The organism is Halomonas sp. NyZ770 (assembly GCF_020616575.1).
Classification (GTDB): domain Bacteria; phylum Pseudomonadota; class Gammaproteobacteria; order Pseudomonadales; family Halomonadaceae; genus Vreelandella; species Vreelandella hamiltonii.
In genome coordinates this window covers 2240306-2259639 of record NZ_CP085143.1, presented here as the reverse complement: position 1 = coordinate 2259639, position 19334 = coordinate 2240306, and the positions used below count along the sequence as shown (strand labels likewise).

The 19334-nt window shown below is 59.9% G+C and carries 13 protein-coding genes; 9 read left to right on the top strand and 4 right to left on the bottom strand.

Annotation, left to right across the window (positions count from 1 at the left end; all coding sequences use genetic code 11):
* The first annotated feature begins 72 nt into the window (after positions 1-72).
* The 3 genes from LG409_RS10405 to LG409_RS10395 all read left to right on the top strand — a co-directional run bounded on the left by LG409_RS10405 (position 73) and on the right by LG409_RS10395 (position 3375).
* A complete protein-coding gene (locus LG409_RS10405) occupies positions 73-2016 on the top strand; it encodes a tripartite tricarboxylate transporter permease (protein WP_193461811.1) in 1944 nt (647 codons plus the stop codon).
* 148 nt (positions 2017-2164) lie between these two features.
* Positions 2165-2725 carry a hypothetical protein gene (locus LG409_RS10400; protein ID WP_227406602.1) on the top strand — a complete coding sequence of 187 codons (561 nt, stop codon included), beginning with the start codon at positions 2165-2167 and terminating at the stop codon, positions 2723-2725.
* A 122-nt stretch (positions 2726-2847) separates the two neighbouring features.
* Positions 2848-3375: a cytochrome b gene (locus LG409_RS10395; RefSeq protein ID WP_039179682.1), complete on the top strand. Its 528-nt coding sequence runs from the start codon at positions 2848-2850 to the stop codon at positions 3373-3375.
* A gap of 159 nt (positions 3376-3534) precedes the next feature.
* Here LG409_RS10395 and LG409_RS10390 read toward each other — a convergent pair whose 3' ends face one another.
* The 3 genes from LG409_RS10390 to LG409_RS10380 form a co-directional block, all read right to left on the bottom strand.
* Entirely contained in the window at positions 3535-4713 is a 1179-nt protein-coding gene (locus LG409_RS10390; protein WP_081138895.1) for a vWA domain-containing protein, read from the bottom strand.
* A 3-nt stretch (positions 4714-4716) separates the two neighbouring features.
* Positions 4717-5571, bottom strand: a complete 855-nt coding sequence (locus LG409_RS10385) for an AAA family ATPase (RefSeq protein ID WP_039179688.1) — start codon at positions 5569-5571, stop codon at positions 4717-4719.
* An 82-nt stretch (positions 5572-5653) separates the two neighbouring features.
* Positions 5654-7627 (bottom strand): sigma-54-dependent Fis family transcriptional regulator, encoded by a 1974-nt coding sequence (locus LG409_RS10380; RefSeq protein WP_193461813.1) that lies wholly within the window; start codon positions 7625-7627, stop codon positions 5654-5656.
* A 288-nt stretch (positions 7628-7915) separates the two neighbouring features.
* Between LG409_RS10380 and LG409_RS10375 the strand changes: the two genes are divergently transcribed.
* Entirely contained in the window at positions 7916-9730 is a 1815-nt protein-coding gene (locus LG409_RS10375; RefSeq protein WP_227406601.1) for an NAD(P)/FAD-dependent oxidoreductase, read from the top strand.
* A 15-nt stretch (positions 9731-9745) separates the two neighbouring features.
* A complete protein-coding gene (locus LG409_RS10370) occupies positions 9746-10810 on the top strand; it encodes a 2,3-butanediol dehydrogenase (protein ID WP_319799320.1) in 1065 nt (354 codons plus the stop codon).
* Positions 10811-10872: 62 nt separating this feature from the next.
* Here the strand turns inward: LG409_RS10370 and LG409_RS10365 are convergent, their stop codons facing one another.
* Complete coding sequence (locus tag LG409_RS10365; protein WP_039179695.1) at positions 10873-11637, bottom strand: SDR family oxidoreductase; 765 nt, start codon at positions 11635-11637, stop codon at positions 10873-10875.
* A 185-nt stretch (positions 11638-11822) separates the two neighbouring features.
* On the opposite strand from LG409_RS10365, the gene LG409_RS10360 reads away from it, so the two are divergent.
* From LG409_RS10360 to LG409_RS10345, 4 genes are read left to right on the top strand one after another with little or no spacing between them, the layout of a single operon-like run.
* Entirely contained in the window at positions 11823-13556 is a 1734-nt protein-coding gene (locus tag LG409_RS10360; protein ID WP_227406600.1) for a sensor histidine kinase, read from the top strand.
* Positions 13543-16725 carry a response regulator gene (locus LG409_RS10355; RefSeq protein ID WP_227406599.1) on the top strand — a complete coding sequence of 1061 codons (3183 nt, stop codon included), beginning with the start codon at positions 13543-13545 and terminating at the stop codon, positions 16723-16725. Before LG409_RS10360 ends, LG409_RS10355 begins: the two co-directional genes overlap by 14 nt.
* Positions 16726-16727: 2 nt before the next feature.
* Positions 16728-17120: a response regulator gene (locus tag LG409_RS10350; protein WP_039179979.1), complete on the top strand. Its 393-nt coding sequence runs from the start codon at positions 16728-16730 to the stop codon at positions 17118-17120.
* Positions 17107-18774 carry a diguanylate cyclase gene (locus tag LG409_RS10345; RefSeq protein WP_227406598.1) on the top strand — a complete coding sequence of 556 codons (1668 nt, stop codon included), beginning with the start codon at positions 17107-17109 and terminating at the stop codon, positions 18772-18774. The genes LG409_RS10350 and LG409_RS10345 overlap by 14 nt, the downstream gene beginning before the upstream one ends.
* The last annotated feature ends 560 nt before the right edge of the window (positions 18775-19334 follow it).

Genomic DNA, 19334 nt, shown 5'->3' with positions numbered 1-19334 from the left:
TACACCCTTGAAAGCGCTGCCTGAGCAGCGCTTTCAGGCTCCTTTACTTTCCACTTTCAAAGAGCCAACGCTATGTTAGACGTTCTGTTTTCCAGCGTGGGGCAGTTATTTACTGTCCCGCATATGCTGTACATGGTCATCGGGGTGCTGATTGGGCTCGTGGTCGGCATCATCCCGGGGTTGGGCGGTATTGCCGGCATGTCGCTGCTGCTGCCTTTTCTCTATGGCATGGAACCCTCCGTTGCGTTGGGGATGCTGATGGGGCTGGTGGCCGTGATTCCTACCGGGGATACCTTCGCGTCGGTGCTGCTGGGTATTCCGGGCTCCAGCGCTTCCCAGGCCACCGTGGTGGATGGCTTTGCTCTGGCCAAGAAAGGTCAGGCGGCGAGAGCGCTGTCCAGCGCGTTTTTGTCTTCCATGATTGGCGGTTTGATCGGTGCCATGGTGCTGACGGCCTTCATTCTGGTGGCAAGGCCCGTGGTGCTGTCGTTTTCATCGTCCGAACTCTTCATGTTGACCCTGCTGGGGCTCTCCATGGTGGCCGTACTGTCCGGGCGTGACGTGTTCAAGGGGCTGGCGGCCTGCGGGGTGGGGTTGCTGGTAGGCACCATCGGCATGGCCCCGGCCACGGGCGAATTCCGCCTGCCGCTGGACATCGACTATCTGTATGACGGCCTGCCGCTGGTCGTGGTGGGTCTGGGGATCTTTGCACTGCCTGAAATCATCGACCTGCTGGTCAAGCGCGGGGCCATTGCCGAGCAGCCTTGCCAGCTTGGCAAAGGGTGGAAAGAGGGCGTCATGGATGTGGCCAAACGGCCGGGGCTGGTGGCCCGCTGTGCGGGTATCGGCAGCCTTATGGGCACCATTCCGGGGTTGGCAGGTTCGGTGGTGGACTGGCTGACCTATGGCCATGCGGTACAGAGCGCCAAGGGCAAGTCGCAGTTTGGCAAGGGCGACATTCGCGGTGTCATTGCGCCGGAATCGGCCAACAACGCGACCGCGTGCGGGGCCATGGTGCCCACGCTGCTGTTCGGGATCCCGGGGTCGGGGACGGCGGCGGTATTTTTGGGCGGGCTGCTGCTGCTCGGTCTGCAGCCGGGCGTCAGCATGCTGGAGACCAATCTGGACCTGACCTATACCATCATCTGGTCCTTGGCCTTGGCCAACATTCTGGGGGCCGCGTTCTGTCTGGGTCTGGCACGTCCCGTGGCGAGTTTGACTCGCGTGCCCTTCGTGATTCTGGCGCCGCTGATCACCATTCTGATTCTTTTTGCGGCATACCAGGCCACCCGCTCTCTGGGCGACCTGTTTGCCCTGGGCATGATTGGTGCACTTGGCGTGCTGTTCAAACAGGCCAACTGGTCGCGCCCTGCGTTTCTGATCGGGTTCGTGCTGGCGCCGGGGGCCGAGGCCTATTTTTATCAGGCCGCGCAGTTCCAGGGCGTCGATGCCTTCATGCGCCCGGGAGTGATCATCATTGGTGCGCTGATTGCCGCCTCGTTACTGCTGCCCCCGCTACGCCGCTACTTGCAAAAGCGCCGTGAGGCAAGCGTGCCGGAAGCCTATGCCCATCAGGAAGAGGAGGCCCCGTTGGCACTGGGCGTCATCGATATCGTGCTGTTGGCTGGCCTGTTGGCCACGGCCGGGTATGTCTGGTTCGCATTTGCCGACCTTTCCCTGCTGGGGGGGATCATGCCTCGGCTGGCCATCGCGGTCATCGTGGCCGCGTGCCTGCTGGAAATCGTCAGAACGGTTATCAAGCCCATGCGCTGGCAGCACCAGCCGTTACGCCAGCAGGTGGTGTGGATTCTCGGCTTCTTTGGCCTGATCGGTGGCGTGATGCTATTCGGCTTTCTGGTCATGGCCAGCCTGTTCTGCCTTGGGTTTTTGCTGTCGGTGGCAAGAATGAAGCCCGTGGCGGCGGTGGGGCTGGCAGCCGGGGTCACGCTGTTCCTGGTCGGCATGGCCAATCTGCTGACCTTGAACTATCCCACCGGGATGTTGGCATTCCTGTAGCCTGCTCGGCCTTCGTTGCACCAAAAGCCACGCGGTGGCTTTTGGTGTTTCTCTTTTACGCGGCCTGCCTTTGGGCTCTGCCTTTCTGGCGCCTTTCTGTAGAATGTGGCCAGAACGATAGAGTCAACGAACGCAACGAGAGGGCGTCATGAAGGTAGTCCATGTAAGTGAACGTGCCCAGCGGGATGCGTGTTTGGCCAGATTGTGTGCCGATGTCTATGGCCAGGCGGCAGGGTTGACGCCGCTGGTGGTCTTCACCGGTACTCGGAACGTGCTGTTTGCCCAGGAAGGCGCGCGCTTGCTGGCGGGGGTGGATGGCAGCGGCAAGCCGCTGGCCCTGGCGCTGCTGGTGCTGGACGAGAAAGGCCAGGGCATGACCGTCACCCATGCCTGCGAGCTGGTGGAAGGGGCCAAGGCCCGCCTGCTGAGCGAACTGAGCCTGAAGGCGCCGCTACGTGTCGAGGTGAGCAGTGAGCAGGAAGAGGCGTTCTACCAGCAGTGCGGGTTCAAGCGCTGGTGGACCACGGCGCAGGGCCAGCGCGTTGGGCTCGTGGCGCGCCATCCTGCCAGCCATGTGGATGAGCTGGCGCCCACCCTGGAGCTGGACGAGGCGTTGATTCTGCGTCGTTTCAAGCACGACGCGGCCGCTTTCGGGCAGGCCAAGGAAGCCTTCCTGGCGGGCTTGAATCAGTTCCCGGCGTCTTTGTAGCCTTCAGGTGGAACGGCGTGTTCCACGTTTGAGAACCTGTTTGCACGTTGTTGTCACGAAGCGTCGTCAAGTTCAGGGTAAAATGGCTTCCTCAATAGTGATGGTTATGAGGAATTTGCATCATGGCGCTTGCGATCATGGATTCGACGTCTCGTTACGGTCTGGTGAGTCGTGCGTTGCACTGGGGTATGGCACTGCTGTTCGTTTGGCAATTCAGTGGCGCTGGGGCTCGGGTGCTGCTGGAAGATACGGCCATTGAAAGCTTCTTGTGGGGCACTCATCGAGACGTTGGCGTGCTGCTGATGACGCTGGTGGTACTGCGGGCGCTTTGGGCGCTGGCCAATGCCTCGCGCCGCCCGCCTGCCGTGAGCGTCATGGCCAAGCTGGGCCATCTGGCGCTCTATGGCGTGATGATCGCAGTACCCACCATTGCGCTGATTCGTCAGTACGGCTCTGGGCGGCCGCTGGAGGTATTCGGCGTGCCGCTGATGTCGGGAGGCGGTGAGCGCGTGGAGTGGATGATCAACCTGGGCGGCTTGCTGCACGGTGAGCTTGGCTGGGCGCTGCTGGTACTGGTGCTGGGCCATATCGGCATGGCGGTGCTGCACCGCCGCTTGACGGGCCACAGCCTGATGACCCGCATGGCATAGCCTGCGCGCCCGTTCAGCATAGCGTCCATAAAAACGGCGTGCCTCCTGGGCATGCCGTTTTTTGTGCGCTGCAGTTGTGGTGAATAGTTGTGGCGGATAGTTGTGGTGAATGGTTGTGGCGGAGAATTTTGGTGAACAGTCGTGGCGAAGAGACGCCCGCTACTTGGCCAGGTCACGCATGGCGTTTTCCAGCCCCTCCAGGGTCATGGGGTACATGCGGTCGTCGATCAGCTCGCGGATCAGGGTGGTCGAGTAGGTGTACTCCCAGGCGCGGGGTGGCATGGGGTTCAGCCACGCCAACCGGGGGAATTTATCGGCCAGCCGTTTGAGCCACACTCCGCCCGCTTCGTCGTTGAAGTGCTCCACGCTACCGCCACGGTGGGTGACCTCGTAAGGCGACATGGCGGCGTCGCCGACGATGACCACCTGATAGTCTGCGCCGTAGGTGTGCAGTACGTCCATGGTAGGGATACGCTCGTTGCCACGGCGCAGGTTGTTTTTCCAGACGCCTTCGTAGAGGCAGTTATGGAAGTAGTAGTGCTCCAGGTGCTTGAACTCGGAACGTGCCGCAGAAAATAGCTCTTCGCATACCCGGATGTGGTCGTCCATGGAGCCGCCCACGTCCAGAAACAGCAGCACTTTGACCGCATTGTGGCGCTCCGGGCGCATCTGGATATTGAGCAGCCCGGCATCGCGGGCGGTTTCGCGAATGGTGCCGTCCACATCGAACTCGTCCCTGGCGCCCTGGCGGGCGAATTTGCGCAGCCGTCGCAGGGCCATTTTGATGTTGCGGGTGCCCAGCTCCAGAGAGTCGTCGTAATCGCGAAAGCGTCGCTCGTCCCACACTTTGGTGGCGCGGCGGTGGCGGGAGCCATCTTGCCCAATTCGAATGCCTTCCGGGTTGTAGCCGTAGGCCCCAAAGGGGCTGGTGCCGCCGGTGCCAATCCACTTGTTGCCCCCCGCGTGGCGCTCTTTCTGCTCTTCCAGGCGCTTCTTGAAGGTCTCGATGAGCTCTTCCAACCCGCCCAGCGACTCGATCCTGGCTTTCTCTTCATCAGTGAGCTGTTTCTCGAACTCGCGGCGCAGCCACTCGTCGGGAATCAGCGCTTCGATGGCGGCGTCCATGTCCTCGATGCCCTTGAACCAGGCGGCAAAAGCGCGATCGAAGCGGTCGAAGTGGCGCTCATCCTTCACCATGACCGTGCGCGCGACCTGATAGAACGCCTCCATATCGGCAAACACCACGCCGCGCTCCACCACCGCGTGAAGGTCTAAAAGCTCCCGCAGTGAAACGGGTACGCCTGCGCGCTTCAGGGTCTCGAACAAGCCGATGAACATGGCTTAGCGCCCGCTGTTCTTCTGGCGACGCATCATGAACGCCAGGCGTTCCAGCAGGTGGGTATCCTGCTCGTTCTTGACCAGCGCGCCGGCCATGGGCGGTAGCGCCTTGGCGGGGTCGCGATGATACAGCGCTTCCTGAGCCAGCTCGTCGGCCATCAACAGCTTGAGCCAATCGACCAGCTCGGAAGTGGAAGGCTTCTTTTTCAGCCCTGGAGCACTGCGCAGGTCGAAAAAGACCTCCAGCGCCTCGCTGGCGAGCCTGGGAGCAATGTCGGGAAAGTGAACGTCGACGATGGCCTGCATGGTCTCGCGGTCGGGGAACTCGATGTAATGGAAGAAGCAGCGGCGCAGGAAGGCGTCCGGCAGCTCTTTTTCATTGTTGGACGTGATGACGATGATCGGACGCTGCTCGGCACGGATGGTCTCGCCGGTTTCATAAACGTGAAACTCCATGCGATCCAGCTCCTGGAGCAGGTCATTGGGGAATTCGATGTCTGCCTTGTCGATTTCGTCGATCAACAGTACGACACGCTCACCGGCGGTGAAGGCTTCCCAGAGCTTGCCGGGCTTGATGTAGTTGCCGACGTTCTCGACGCCTTCCACGCCGAGCTGCGAATCGCGCAGGCGGCTCACCGCATCGTACTCGTAGAGCCCCTGGGCTGCCTTGGTGCTGGACTTGATATGCCAAGTGATCAGCCGAGTGCCCAGCGAAGCCGCCAGCTCTTCGGCCAGCAGCGTCTTGCCGGTGCCCGGCTCGCCCTTGATGAGCAGCGGGCGCTGGAGTACCACGGCGGCATTCACCGCCTGCTTGAGTGCATCGGTTGCGATATACGAAGAGGTAGAGTCAAACGCCATGCTGGGCCTCGGCTTGTCGAAAGCGTGATCAGATTCAAACAAGTGTACGTGAGGCTGACCCTCCCGGCCAAGCGCCCACGGCTCAGGTCTTGTTGGGCGGTACCAGCCCAAGACGATGCATCTGGCGGTACACGGTAGGGCGTGACACGTCCAGATGGCGAGCCACGGCACTGACATTCCACTGGTGCTGGTGGAGCAGTTCGGCCAGCGGGTGGTGCTGTGGGCTGGCCTGCTGGGTCTGGTCGAGACGACGGCGGGTGATGCGTGCGCCCAGGCACTGCTCCGGCAGGTCATGCACGGTAATCTCGTCGCTTTCGGCAGTGGCCAGGGCAAATGCCAGTGCATTTTTTAGTTGGCGGATATTACCAGGCCAGGTGTAGGCCAGCAGGGCGCTGATGGCATCGGCTCTCAGGCGGGGCGTGTGCGCGCCTTGGCGCTCGTTGACGACCTCATCGAACACCTGACGAATCACGAAGAGCCGGTCGGCTCGCTCACGCAGCGCTGGCAGGCTGAGCTGGGCGCCGTTCAGGCGGTAATACAGGTCTTCGCGGAACTCGCCCTGGGCAATCATGGCGTCGATATGGCGGTGGGTGGCGGAAATGACCCGAATATCGACTTTTTCGGGTTTGTTCGCCCCCAGCGGCATCACTTCGCGCTCGGCCAGTACGCGCAGCAGGCGGGTTTGCAGCGCCAGCGGCATGTCGCCGATCTCATCCAGAAACAGAGTGCCGCCATGGGCCTGGGGGATCAGCCCGCGCATGCCTTTGGCCCGGCCACCGGTAAAGGCGCCGGGTTCGTAGCCAAACAGCTCGCTTTCGATCAGAGCTTCGGGAATGGCCGCACAGTTCACCGCCACGAAGGGGCCGTTGGCCCGGTGGCCGCTGTCGTGCAGGGCTCTCGCCACGACTTCCTTGCCGGTGCCTGTTTCGCCGGTGATCAACACGTTGACGCTGACCTCATTACGCAACCTATCGGCGAGCTTCTGGACTTTGCGCATGGCGGGGTCGTCGCCACCCAGCCGTGCCAACGGCGCGGCCAAGGGAGTCTGGGAACGCTCTGCTGCCTCTCGGCGGGGCCGTTTTGGCTCCAGCAGGCTGAGAAAATAGATGGTATTGCTGGCACGGGCACGAAACGCTCGCAGTTGGTCGTCGCTGGCGCCATTGATGCTCAGTACGTCGGCCATGTCGCACTCGAACAGCTCACCCAGCATGGGGGCGTGATGGCTTGACCAGGGCGGCCAGCGGCGCTGGTGCGCACTGATCAGCTCGCGGCCCACGGCGTTGGCGGCAATCACTTGCCCGTTCTCTTCCATGGCGATGAGACCGCGCCCGTTGACATGCACGAATTCTCGCGAGGTATCCAGGCGCACCATCAGGCAGTCGCGGTAGCGCTGCAAGAAGTAGGCATCTTCGATCATGCGGGCGTAAAGGGTGACCAGCGAGAGGCTGAAGTTCTGGCTTTCGTGCTGGGCCGGGGAGTGGAGCGCTGAAATGTCCAGCACGGCCATGACGTTGCCCTGCGGGTCGGCGATGGGGGCAGCGGTGCAGGTGAGTGAAATATGCGTGGCGTCGAAGTGCTCCTGGCGGTGGCAAATGATCGCCTGGCGGTCGTGCAGGCAGGTGCCCACCGCACAGGTGCCCGCGAAGCGCTCGTCCCAGTCGGCACCCAAATAGAGGCCCGCCTTGCGTAGCTGCTGGTCTTGGCTTGGGTTGCCGCGAAACTCGACGGTGATGCCCCGGTGGTCGGTGAGCAGCAGCACGTAGCCGAGCTGGGCGATTTGTCCGTAGAGCTGGTCGACCCCGGCTCGGGCAACGTGCAGCAGTTCATCGACGGATTCGCGATGCTCGAGCAGTGTTTGCTGGGGCACCACTCGGGCAGGGCGGGGCTGCGTGGGGTCGAGCCGATACTCGTTCAAGCAGCGCAGCCAGGAGCGGCGGATAGTGGCCTGCGCCGGTAGCTGGGGCACATCCAGCCCTTCGCCGAGCTGAAAGATGTGTTCGATGTGCTGGCGCTGCATCGGGGCCAGGCGGGTCGGTGGCAGTGATGGCGTTGGCATGGCGTATCCACACAAAATTCTTGTTGTGTCTCCAGCCTATGCGCTTTGTGGTGGGTGTCAACGAGGGCGTATTACGCCGTTAGTCGCGCGTTACACCTGTAACGTGGCGCGTACACAAGGCGTGACAGCTGTACGCGGTTGGCGCGGTTTTATAGCGCTTCGAAGATGCTTGATTGATGATGTTTTTCAGTCATTTATGACCGGTTTTGAGCGTTTGGCACGGCGGGTGCTTAGGGGTGGGTGTCTTATCGACAGATCAACAATAACAACGACCCTGGAGTACCCACGATGACTCACACCGAGGCAAGTACACCCTCTAACGCCACCACCTCCGTTCAGGTATGGCTGCAGGCCCTGGATGACGCGCTGCAGGCGCAGGATATTCAGCGCGTATTAACGCTGTTCAACGACGAGTGCTATTGGCGCGACTTTTTATCCTTTACCTGGAATCTCAAAACCTGCGAAGGCAAACAGGAGATTCAGGCGATGCTGGAGGCCACCCTGGCGAATACCCGGCCTGGCCAGTGGCAGATAGACGGCGACGCCAGTGAGAACGGCGATACCGTGGAGGCGTGGTTCACGTTTAAAACGGCCATTGCCAGCGGCAAAGGCTACCTGCGGTTGAAGAACGGCAAGTGTTGGACGCTGCTCACCACCCTGCAGGCGCTGGATGATTTTCCCGAACCGCGTAACCACCACCGCCCCAAAGGTGCCGAGCATGGCGCCAACAAACAGCGCGAAACCTGGCTGGAAGCCCGCGAGCGTGAAGAGGCCGAGCTGGGTTACACGCGCCAGCCCTACTGCGTGATCATCGGAGGAGGACAAGGCGGCATTGGCCTGGGGGCGCGGCTAAAGCAGATGGGCGTGCCTACCCTCATCATCGAGCGTAACGAACGCGCGGGGGACTCCTGGCGCAAGCGCTATAAATCCCTCTGCCTGCATGACCCGGTGTGGTACGACCACCTGCCCTATATTCCGTTTCCCGACAACTGGCCGGTGTTTGCCCCGAAAGACAAAGTGGGCGACTGGCTGGAAATGTACACAAAAGTGATGGAGCTCAACTATTGGAGTTCCACCACCTGCGACAATGCACGCTTCGATGAAGCCGCAGGCGAGTGGGTGGTGAACGTCAAGCGTAACGGTGAGCAGATAACGCTACGTCCGAAACAGCTGGTGATGGCCACCGGCATGTCGGGCATGCCCAACATCCCCAAATTTCCGGGCGCGGAGTGTTTCGAAGGCGAGCAACAGCACTCCAGCCAGCATCCGGGGCCAGACGCCTACGCCGGTAAAAAGTGCGTGATCGTGGGGTCGAACAACTCGGCCCACGACATTGCGGCGGCTCTCTGGGAGCACGATGCCGATGTCACCATGCTTCAGCGCTCTTCGACGCATATCGTCAAGTCGGACTCGTTGATGGAAGAGGTGCTGGGGCCGCTCTATTCGGAAAATGCGGTGGCGGGTGGCCTGACCCATGACAAGGCCGACCTGCTGTTTGCATCGATTCCCTACAAGGTGCTGCCCGATTTCCAGCGGCCAGCCTTCGCCGCCATCAAGCAGCGTGATGCGGCGTTTTATCAGAAGCTGGAAGACGCAGGCTTTCTGCTCGATTTCGGTGACGACGACTCAGGCCTGTTCCTGAAGTACCTGCGTCGTGGCTCGGGCTACTACATCGATGTGGGGGCCTGTGATCTGGTCGCCAACGGCGATATCAAACTACGCAGCGGCGTCGGTATCGAGCGCATCAATCCTCGCTCCATTACCTTGACCGATGGCAGCGAACTGCCGGCGGACCTCATCGTATACGCCACGGGCTATGGCTCGATGAATGGATGGGCGGCACGGCTCATCTCCCAGGAGGTGGCAGACAAGGTGGGCAAGTGCTGGGGGCTGGGCTCCGACACCACCAAGGACCCCGGCCCCTGGGAAGGCGAGCTGCGCAACATGTGGAAGCCCACTCAGCAAGAGGCGTTGTGGTTCCACGGTGGCAACCTGCATCAGTCCCGGCACTACTCGCACTACCTGGCGCTGCAGTTGAAAGCGCGTATGGAAGGCCTGGAAACCCCCGTGTACGGGCTTCAGCCGGTACATCATGTGTCTTGATAGGAAGGGCTAGTCATGAGTCAAACCAATATGCAAGCAGCGATATGGTATGCGGCCAGGGATCTTCGCGTGGAGCAGGTGCCTGTGCCAGCCATTAACGACCCTCACTCGGTGAAGGTGAAAGTGGCCGCCTGTGGGATTTGCGGCAGCGATTTGCATGAATACGCCGCCGGGCCGATTTTCATCCCGGTGGGCAAGCCGCACCCCATCAGCGGCGAACAGGCGCCGATCATCATGGGCCATGAGTTTGCGGGGGAAGTGGTGGAGGTCGGTGAAAAAGTCACCCGCGTGAAAGTGGGGGATCGCGTCGCCATCGAGCCTATTCTTTCGCCCAACAAGGATGGCGCTTACCAGATGGAGCGCTACAACCTGACGCCGCTGCTCGGCTTCCACGGCCTTTCCGGTGGCGGCGGTGGCTTTTCCGAGTTCACCGTCATGGGCGAGCACATGGTACACAAACTGCCGGATGATCTGAGCTTCGAGCAGGGGGCCCTGGTAGAACCCGCCGCCGTGGCGCTGCATGCGGTGCGCCAGAGTTGCCTGAAGGCTGGGGATAGTGCTGCGGTGTTCGGCGCCGGGCCGATTGGCCTGATGACCATTGAGGCCCTCAAGGCCGCTGGGGCTGCGCAGATCTACGCGATAGAAGTCGCGCCATCCCGCAAAGCCAAAGCCGAAACGTTGGGAGCCATCGTGGTCGACCCACAGCAAGAAGACGCCGTGGAGAAGCTGCACGCATTGAGCGAGGGTGGGGTCGATGTGGCGTTCGAAGTCACCGGCATTCCCGCCGTGCTCAACCAGGCGCTGCACAGTACCCACGAAGGCGGCGAAGTGGTGGTGGTGAGCATTTGGGAGGGGGACGCCAGCTTCCAGCCCAATGACCTGGTCATCAAGGAGCGCACCATGAAAGGCATCATTGCCTATCGGCATGTCTATCCGGCGGTGATGGCGTTGATGCAGCGAGGCTACTTCCGGGCCGAAGACATGGTCACCCAGCGTATTCCTCTGGCCAACATCGTCGAAGAGGGCTTCGAGGCGCTGTTGAGCGACAAGGCGCAGGTGAAAATCATCGTCACGCCCTAGGGCCGCCTTTCGTCACCCGCAAAGGCCATCTTCGGATGGCCTTTTTTGGTATGAGGGTTTGACTACTCGGCGTAGATCATTTTGCGGGTCATGCCGCCGTCGGCCACGATGTTCTGACCGGTGATGAACCCGGCCTCGTCGGACAGCAGAAAGCGCGTCAGGGCAGCGATGTCTTGGGGCGTGCCCACGCGTCCCACCGGATGCTGGTCACGATCGATGGCGCGGTGCTCCACCGGCTGCTGGCGGCTGGGCTTTTGCCAGTCGCCCACTTCTATCCAGCCTGGGCTGATGGCGTTGACGCGAATGTCCGGGCCAAGGCTCACGGCAAGCGCATGGGTGAGGGCCACGATGCCGCCTTTGCTGGCCGCATACGCTTCGGTGTCGGGCTCGGATTGCAGGGCCCGGGACGAGGCCATCAGCACGATACTGCCTCCATGGGGCCGCAAATGCGCCGCCCCATGCTTGGCGCACAGGAACGCGCCGGTGAGGTTGGTATTCAAGTAGGCTTGCCAGGTTTCCAGTGGCAGCTGTTCGATCGTGCCATGAAACGGGTCGGCGATGCCCGCGTTATGGACGATGCCATCCAGCCTGCCAAAGTGTTGCACGGTACGTTCTAGCGTGCGGGCAATGTGTCCCTCTTGGCTGACGTCAGCTTCCAGAACCAGTAGCTGGTCGTACTGTTTCAGTCGCTGCGCCGCAGCGCGCAGCGCTTCTGCATCGATGTCGACGATGGCCACCTGGTGGCCGTTGGAGAGGAGTTCATTCGCAATGCCCAGACCAATCCCCTGGGCACCGCCCGTCACATACACTGCTTTACGCTGCACCATGACAATTTTACCGCCTGAAGGCCAAGTGAATAGGGGAAACGTGCGTTCGCGGAGCCAAATGTAAAATATCTACACAGCTAAAGACAGCACCTACTTTAATGCATAGAGTTAAACATGTTGAAGGATATCAAACGCTCCGTAAGCGTCGGGTCAAGGGTGTGTGAAAGCCAATTGAGAGGTTGACCATGGTGGAGAGTGAACAGGCGCGGCTTCAGGCACTGCATGATCTGGCGCTATTGGATACGCCACCCGAAGAGCGCTTCGATCGCTTTACACGGCTCGCCGTTCAGCTATTTGGGGTCGATATCGCGCTGGTTTCTCTGGTGGATGAGGAGCGGCAGTGGTTCAAGTCCCGTCAGGGGTTCGTTTTGACGCAGACTTGTCGAGAAGAGTCTTTCTGCGCTCATGCCATTCAAACCGATGGCATCTTCGAAGTCGAAGACGCCAGCCTGGATCCACGTTTTCGCCAGAACGTGCTGGTGACCACGCGAGGTGGAATACGTTTCTATGCTGGTATGCCACTGACGACGTCAGACGGCTTTCGCGTGGGTACGTTGTGCATCATTCACCCTGAACCTCGCCATTTGTCCCTCTCCGAACGTCAGGCACTGCTCGATTTGGCGGCGTGTGTCGAAGAAGAAATCAATCGCACTGCCTTGGAGCAGGAACTGGCCGCCATTCGGCGCGCCCGTGAGCGGCTTCAACAGGCCGAACAGCAGCAGCGCCGCTTGGTCAGCGCCCTGACCGCCTTGAACGAAATCAGCACATCGTCTGCCCTGAGCATTTCAGAACAGCTCAATGCCAGCCTAACGTTGGGGTGCGATTATCTGGGGATGCAGATCGGTATCGTCAGCCGCGTCGAGCAGGGCGTGTTCGAGGTCGTGGCGGTGCAGGCGCCTCTTGACGTACCGCTGAACGCTGGCCAATGCCTGCCGCTGGCCAATACCTACTGTGACATGACGCTACAGCAGCCGGGCGTGCTGGCCTTCGAACACGCCAGTGAAGGTAACGCTCGGCACCACCCTTGTTACAGCGCGTTTGGCTTGGAAGCCTACATTGGTAGTGCCATTCGCCTGGGGGATCAGCCTTTCGGCACCATCAGTTTTTCATCGGCAGCGCCGCGGGCACAGGCATTTGCCAAGAGTGACGAGCTGTTCCTGAAATTGCTCAGCCGCTGGGTCGGGGCCACCCTGGACCGCCAGCGTGTCGATGCCATGAAAAGCGAATTCGTCTCTACCGTGAGCCATGAGCTGCGTACGCCGCTGACGGCCATGACTGGCAGCATCAAGCTGGTCATGGCGGGTGCCACGGGTGCGGTGCCCCAGCACACACAGCAGATGCTGACCTTGGCGTTGAAAAACGGCGAGCGCCTGGCACGTTTGGTCAATGATCTGCTGGATATCGAGAAACTGCTGGCAGGTAAACTGCACTTCGTTTGTCACCCGCAACCCTTGGGGGCACTGCTGAACGCGGCCGTTCAGGAGAACCAGCCCTATGCCACCGAACATGATGTGACCTTTGTATTGAAGCCCCTGGAGCAGGAGCGCTGGATCCATGTGGACACTCTACGGTTTCAGCAGGTCATGGCGAATTTACTCTCCAATGCTGCTAAATTTTCTTTATCTGGGGGGCGCGTCACTATATTTTGTGAGGAGCATGATAAAAACGTGCGAATCAATGTCCGGGATACAGGATGTGGCATTCCGGACGAGTTCAAGCCTCGGGTATTTCAAAAATTCTCCCAGGCAGATTCTAGTGACCGACGCGTGAAGGGAGGAACGGGATTGGGACTTTCAATTTGCAAGGCGATCACCGAGCACATGGGAGGCAGTATTGGCTTCACCTCTCAACAGGGGCAGGGCAGTACGTTTCATGTCACGTTTCCTTGGGTAGAGGAACAAGATCGTGCACTTCACTAATCAGTTAAGCTGGTCGAGCGGTGTTTCTCGTAATGCAGGTTTGGGACTGTTAGCGGCACTTCTGATGGCGGGCATCATTGGCAACATGCTGCAACTGTCGGTGCTGTTCAACGTATATTTCGTGTTCGGGTCGGTGGCCGTCATGTTGGCCATTGCCTGGTTGGGCGCTTGGCCTGCTATCCTGATTGGCACACTGGCGGGGGCTTATACCTACGTCTTCTGGGAAAATCCGGTCACGGTGGTCATTTTCATCCTCGAAGCCGTCGTGGTGTCACTGCTTTATCGTTACGTCGTCAAAAACCTGATCATCGCGAGCCTCATCTTCTGGACTGTGGTGGCCGCCCCCATCGACTTCATCTTTTTCCCCTTCCTGTTGGGCTGGTCTGAAGAGCTAACGCAGCTGGTCTATTTGAAACAGGCCATCAATGGCGTGCTGAATACCGTCATCGCCAGCGTGATCCTGGTGCTGTGTGGCTTGTCCCGGCGGCCTTGGCTGCCTACGGCCGCGCCACTGCTGTCGCTGCGCCATCTGCTGTTCTGTGCGCTGCTATCGGTCACCCTGTTGACGGGCATTCCGCTGGTGCTCTACGAAGGGTATGCCATGCGTCAAGGCCAAGAGGGATTTGTGGAGCGAACCCTGACCTCTTATGCCATCGAACTCGAAGATAGACTGGCCGAACCCGATGCCGAGCTGCGCATCGTGTATCACATTGGCCGGGTGCGTGGCTCCAATGACGTGAATATTGGCGCGCTGGATGCAGACGGCCGTGTGTTGGGGCAGGTCGGTACGTTAAATTCGCTGAACCTTCAGCCGGGCGATGAGCTGCGCCCGGTCAACGAGCGTATTTCCATGTGGCTGCCAGGCAGGATGGCAACCCCCGCGCTGCGGTTTTCACAAGGTAGCTACACGCTGAGTACGTCTGTGCAGGGCATTGCGGGCGTAGACCGGCTGGTACTCGAAACCCCGGCACTGCCGACGGTGCGTGCCATGGAGGCTTACCGTATCGTGCTGTTCATGATGCTGGGAGCGGTCATTGCGATAGGGGTCGTATTGGCCGAGCTGCTCAGCCGACTGATCAGTCAGCCCTTGCTGCACTTGGCCAGGGCTGGCAAGACGCTCAGCACCTCCATTGCCAGCGGCAACTTGCCGACGCTGCCTCAAAGCCGTATCGACGAGTTCGATACCCTCTCGAAGCTGTTGGGTGAAATGAGCCAGGAGTTGAGTGCTGCCTTCAAACGCCTGCGCCATACGCAAAGTCATCTGGAAGTCGAAGTTGAACAGCGCACTAAGGCGCTGGCAAGCAGCAATGGCATGCTGAGTTCGGTGCTGGACTCCGCTGCCGATTTTGCGATCATCGCCACGGATACCCAGGGCACGATCAAGTTGTTCAATCGTGGTGCCGAGGACATGCTGGGCTATACCGCCAGTGAGGTGGTCGGGCTGCACACGCCGCTGCTGTTTCATGATGCCGACGAGATAGAGCAGCGCCTGCAAGAACTCAGTCACAGCCTGGGTATTTCACTGGCACCCTTTGATGTGTTTACGCACCGCGCTTCCATGGACAAGCGCGACGGCAAGGAGTGGCTGTACATCACCCGCTCGGGTGACCGCCTGCCGGTGAAGCTGGTGGTCACTGCCATACGTGACCAGCAGGGGGGGATTACGGGGTTCCTCGGCATTGCCGAAGACATTTCCGAATCCAAGCGCATCGAACAGATGAAGAACGAATTCATTTCCACGGTGAGCCATGAACTGCGTACACCGCTGACCTCGATTTCAGGCGCCTTGGGCATGGTGACGGCCGGGGCTCTGGGTAGCGTGCCGGAAACGATCATGAAAATGGTCACCATTGCCCACAAGAATAGCCAGCGTCTGACCCACCTGATCAATGACCTGCTGGACATCGAAAAAATTGCCGCAGGCAAGCTGGCCTTCGATATGCAATGGCAGCCGCTGCACCGACTGCTGGAAAGCGCCATCGAAGAGAATCGCCATTATCGCCACGAGCGCAATGTCTCGCTGACCCTGGAAAACCCCTACCCTGAGGGCCAGGTGCGCGTGGATGGCCAGCGGTTGCAGCAGGTGTTGGCCAACCTGATGTCGAACGCCGTGAAGTTTTCCCCCGAGGGCGGAGAGGTCCGTATCGTGGTGGAAAAGCAGGCGGACAGAGTCCGTGTCAGCGTGATGGATCAGGGGCCGGGCATTCCAGAGAATTTCAAGGCGCAGATTTTCAGCAAGTTTGCTCAAGTAGACGCCTCCGACTCCCGAGCCAAAGGCGGGACGGGCCTCGGGCTTGCCATTACCCGCGAGCTGGTAGAGCACATGGAGGGTGAGATCGGTTTCTCATCCCGGGAGGGGCAGGGCAGCTGCTTCTGGTTCACGCTCCCGCTGCACCCCTCTGAAGGCGTGGGCCAGGGCGGCGAGCCCGATACCAGTGCCAATCTGCTGGTGATCGAGGACGACCCTTCCGTTGCCCGCGTGCTCAAGGAGACGTTGACCGAGGCAGGCTATCGGGTCGATCTGGCCTATGACGGCGCTTCTGCGCTGGCAAAATTGGCGCGGCATCGGTATGACGCAGTGACGGTGGATATTGGCCTGCCGGACATGAGCGGTTTTGAGGTCATTCATGCGCTACGCGATCAGCGTGCTACACAGCATACGCCGGTACTGGTGGTGACGGGTACGGTAGAGCGCGGCCAGGTGGCACTGGAGGGCTATCTTGACGATATCGCTTGGCTGGCCAAGCCCATTCAAGCACAGCACCTCTTGGCCTTGCTGAGTGAAAAGATGAATGCTCAGCCAGCGCGTCTTTCTCTGTTGCATATCGAAGACGACTCGGACCTCCATGCGGTCATCAATACGATGTTGAGCCCTCATGCGGATTGTGAGCATGCGATCGATGTGGCCATGGCCCGCCGGGCGCTGAGCCAGCGTCGCTACGATGCCGTGATTCTGGATATCGGGTTGCCCGATGGCGATGGGTGGGAACTGCTGGTGCAGATTCGTGAGGAGCAGCCGGAGGCGAGCATCATTATTTTATCCGGACAGTCGATCAGTGAGGCAGATCAACACCGGGTCGAGGCGGTATTTCTAAAATCGCGTATCAGCCCCGAGCAACTGCTCGAGGCCGTTAGACAACGTACGCAGCTGGCTCTGATGGAAGGTTAGGAATGAGTGTTCTAGAACGGGTTTTATATGTCGAGGATGACCCCGATATTCAGACGGTGGCACAGCTGGCGCTGGAAGTCGTGGGGGGGCTGACGGTAAAGGTGTGCTCGTCGGGCGAGCAGGCGCTGGCCGAGGCCGAAGCGTTCGCGCCCGATATGATCCTGCTGGATGTGATGATGCCTGGCATGGATGGGCCATCCACCCTGGCCGCGCTGCGGCAACGTCCGGCACTGGCGAACGTGCCGGTCGCTTTCATGACGGCCAAAGTGCAACCGCACGAAGTTGAGCAGCTCATTGCCTTGGGGGCAGAAAGCGTGATCGCCAAGCCCTTCGACCCGATGACGTTGGCACCCCAGGTGCGTTCTCTCTGGGAGCAAGCGCGTGGTAAAAAGTGATCCCCAATCGCTGGAGCAGAAGCTGGCCCTGTTACGGCAAAATTATCAGCACAGCTTGAAAGCCGAACTGACGTCGCTGTGTAACGCCATGGGCGCGCTGCATCAGGAGGTTCGCCAGCAACTGCTCACCCCTGGCATGGTGACCAACGACGCCGACCTGCGGGCCGTGCACGAAGAGGTGCTGGAAAACGTCTATCGCCGTTTGCACAAGCTGGCAGGCTCGGCGGGTACCTTTGGGTTTGACGGGATCGGCCAGCAGGCGCGAACCTTGGAAGCCGGCCTCAAACGCTGGTTGGAAGAGAGCGATCAGCCGCTGGATTTGCCGCTGATCGATGTGGTCAACAACCAGCTCCACTCCATGAAAATGGAGCTGATGCCCAGCTCTCAGCCCGCGATGGCGGTCGATGTCAGCGCTGAAAAAGTCAGTGCCACGGCCACCATCTGGCTGATCGAAGAGGATCGCGAGCTGGGGCGGCGGATTCAGGAGCAGTTGACCAACTTCAGCTACTCGGTACGCCTGTTTACGCAAGTAATGGACGCCTATAAAGAAATGGCGACGGGCACGCCTGATATGGTCATCGTCGATGCCATGACCAACGATGGGCAATTGGGACCATTACAGGCGTTATCATGTCCCGTTCTGTTCATCAGCGACAGTGATACCTTCGATGCGCGCATGCGCGCTGCCCAGCTCAATGCCCGTGGCTACTTCCTGAAGCCGGTCAACATTCCTCAATTGGTGAATCGGCTGGAGCAACTGCTGCAAGAACGCCAGGCGCCACCTGCCCGCATTCTGGTGGTGGATGATGACCAGCAGCTGGCGGCGTACTACCAGCTGGTGCTGGAAGCTGCGGGCATGGAGGTGCGAATTCTCGACAACCCTCGCCATATCCTCGACCAACTGCATTCATTCCGTCCCGAACTGCTGCTGATGGACGTGCACATGCCCGACTACGATGGCCCGGACCTGGCATCGGTGGTACGACAGTACGATGAGTGGAGCAGCCTGCCCATCGTTTTCCTATCGGCGGAAACCGACCTGGGCAAGCAGGTGGATGCCCTGAGCCATGGCGCCGACGACTTCCTGACCAAGCCCATCCAGGCCGCGCAGCTGGTGGCCTCGATTCGGGTGCGCGTGGCGCGTTCGCGTACGCTGTCGGCCTTGCTGAACAAGGACAGCCTGACGGGGCTGCTGAAGCACGCCAGCATCAAGAGTGCCGCAATCAATGAGGTCTCGCGAAGTTATCGCCAGGCCTACTCTGTGGTGGTGGCCATGGTCGATATCGATCACTTCAAATCGGTCAATGACACTCATGGGCATGCCATTGGCGATGTGGTGATTGCCTCGGTAGCCACCCTGCTGCGTCAGCGCCTGCGGCAAACCGACATGATTGGCCGCTACGGGGGGGAGGAGTTCCTGCTGGTATTGCCCCATTGCAGTGCCGAAGATGGTCGAAAACGTCTGGAGGATGTCCGCGAATACTTTTCGCGCTTGCGTTTCAGCCAAGGCGGGCAGGAGTTTGCATGTACGCTTTCGGCGGGCATGGTATGCAGTCTGGACGTGGCAGAGAGTGACAGGGAGCGGTTACTGGTGCTGGCCGACGAAGCGCTCTATCGCGCCAAACGCGGTGGGCGCAACCAGGTGTGCAGCTGATACCGTTTGGGGCCAAGCGTCGTTATGAAGCATAAACCTGAGTTCCTGCGCACCATTGGTGCGATCCGCGCTTCCTGGCGCTGAGGATGATACGAGAAATAGGTGGGAATTTTTATAAGATGTTGTTTTTAATGTTTTTATAAAATATTGGCACGTTGCTCGCTATATATTAGGCAAGCGGCAAATGAATAGAGTCTTCACCGTTAGCCTGACCCGCGGATTATCGAAGCTCTCCCTTCTTTGCCATGCCGATGCGACCTGTCGCACGGTACAACGAGTGAGCTGGCGTGCTCCACCTGGGTCCCCTTCGGGGGACTTTTTTTATGCCTGTGGTTTAGCCACCCTGTCGTTTTGCCACGCTGTCGTTTTGCCACTGGGAGGTATCGGGGCAACTTGCCCAGATACCCATCGTGGGGTCACCTGCGTGCCTGATGGTACGCCTCTTTAAAAAAAGCTATCAGAGACCAAAAACCTATAATAAAATTTCACAGGAAATTTGGAAACAGTGTTCGTATAGTATATGTTGTATAGGATAGCTGGTGTGTTCCGGCACTTACCCC

What these genes read in the sequence shown, in the direction of transcription:
- LG409_RS10405 (WP_193461811.1), top strand. Translation starts at nt 73, where the DNA reads ATGTTAGACGTTCTGTTTTCCAGCGTGGGGCAGTTATTTACTGTCCCG.
- LG409_RS10400 (WP_227406602.1), top strand. Translation starts at nt 2,165, where the DNA reads ATGAAGGTAGTCCATGTAAGTGAACGTGCCCAGCGGGATGCGTGTTTG.
- LG409_RS10395 (WP_039179682.1), top strand. Translation starts at nt 2,848, where the DNA reads ATGGCGCTTGCGATCATGGATTCGACGTCTCGTTACGGTCTGGTGAGT.
- LG409_RS10390 (WP_081138895.1), bottom strand. Translation starts at nt 4,713, where the DNA reads ATGTTCATCGGCTTGTTCGAGACCCTGAAGCGCGCAGGCGTACCCGTT.
- LG409_RS10385 (WP_039179688.1), bottom strand. Translation starts at nt 5,571, where the DNA reads ATGGCGTTTGACTCTACCTCTTCGTATATCGCAACCGATGCACTCAAG.
- LG409_RS10380 (WP_193461813.1), bottom strand. Translation starts at nt 7,627, where the DNA reads ATGCCAACGCCATCACTGCCACCGACCCGCCTGGCCCCGATGCAGCGC.
- LG409_RS10375 (WP_227406601.1), top strand. Translation starts at nt 7,916, where the DNA reads ATGACTCACACCGAGGCAAGTACACCCTCTAACGCCACCACCTCCGTT.
- LG409_RS10370 (WP_319799320.1), top strand. Translation starts at nt 9,746, where the DNA reads ATGAGTCAAACCAATATGCAAGCAGCGATATGGTATGCGGCCAGGGAT.
- LG409_RS10365 (WP_039179695.1), bottom strand. Translation starts at nt 11,637, where the DNA reads ATGGTGCAGCGTAAAGCAGTGTATGTGACGGGCGGTGCCCAGGGGATT.
- LG409_RS10360 (WP_227406600.1), top strand. Translation starts at nt 11,823, where the DNA reads ATGGTGGAGAGTGAACAGGCGCGGCTTCAGGCACTGCATGATCTGGCG.
- LG409_RS10350 (WP_039179979.1), top strand. Translation starts at nt 16,728, where the DNA reads ATGAGTGTTCTAGAACGGGTTTTATATGTCGAGGATGACCCCGATATT.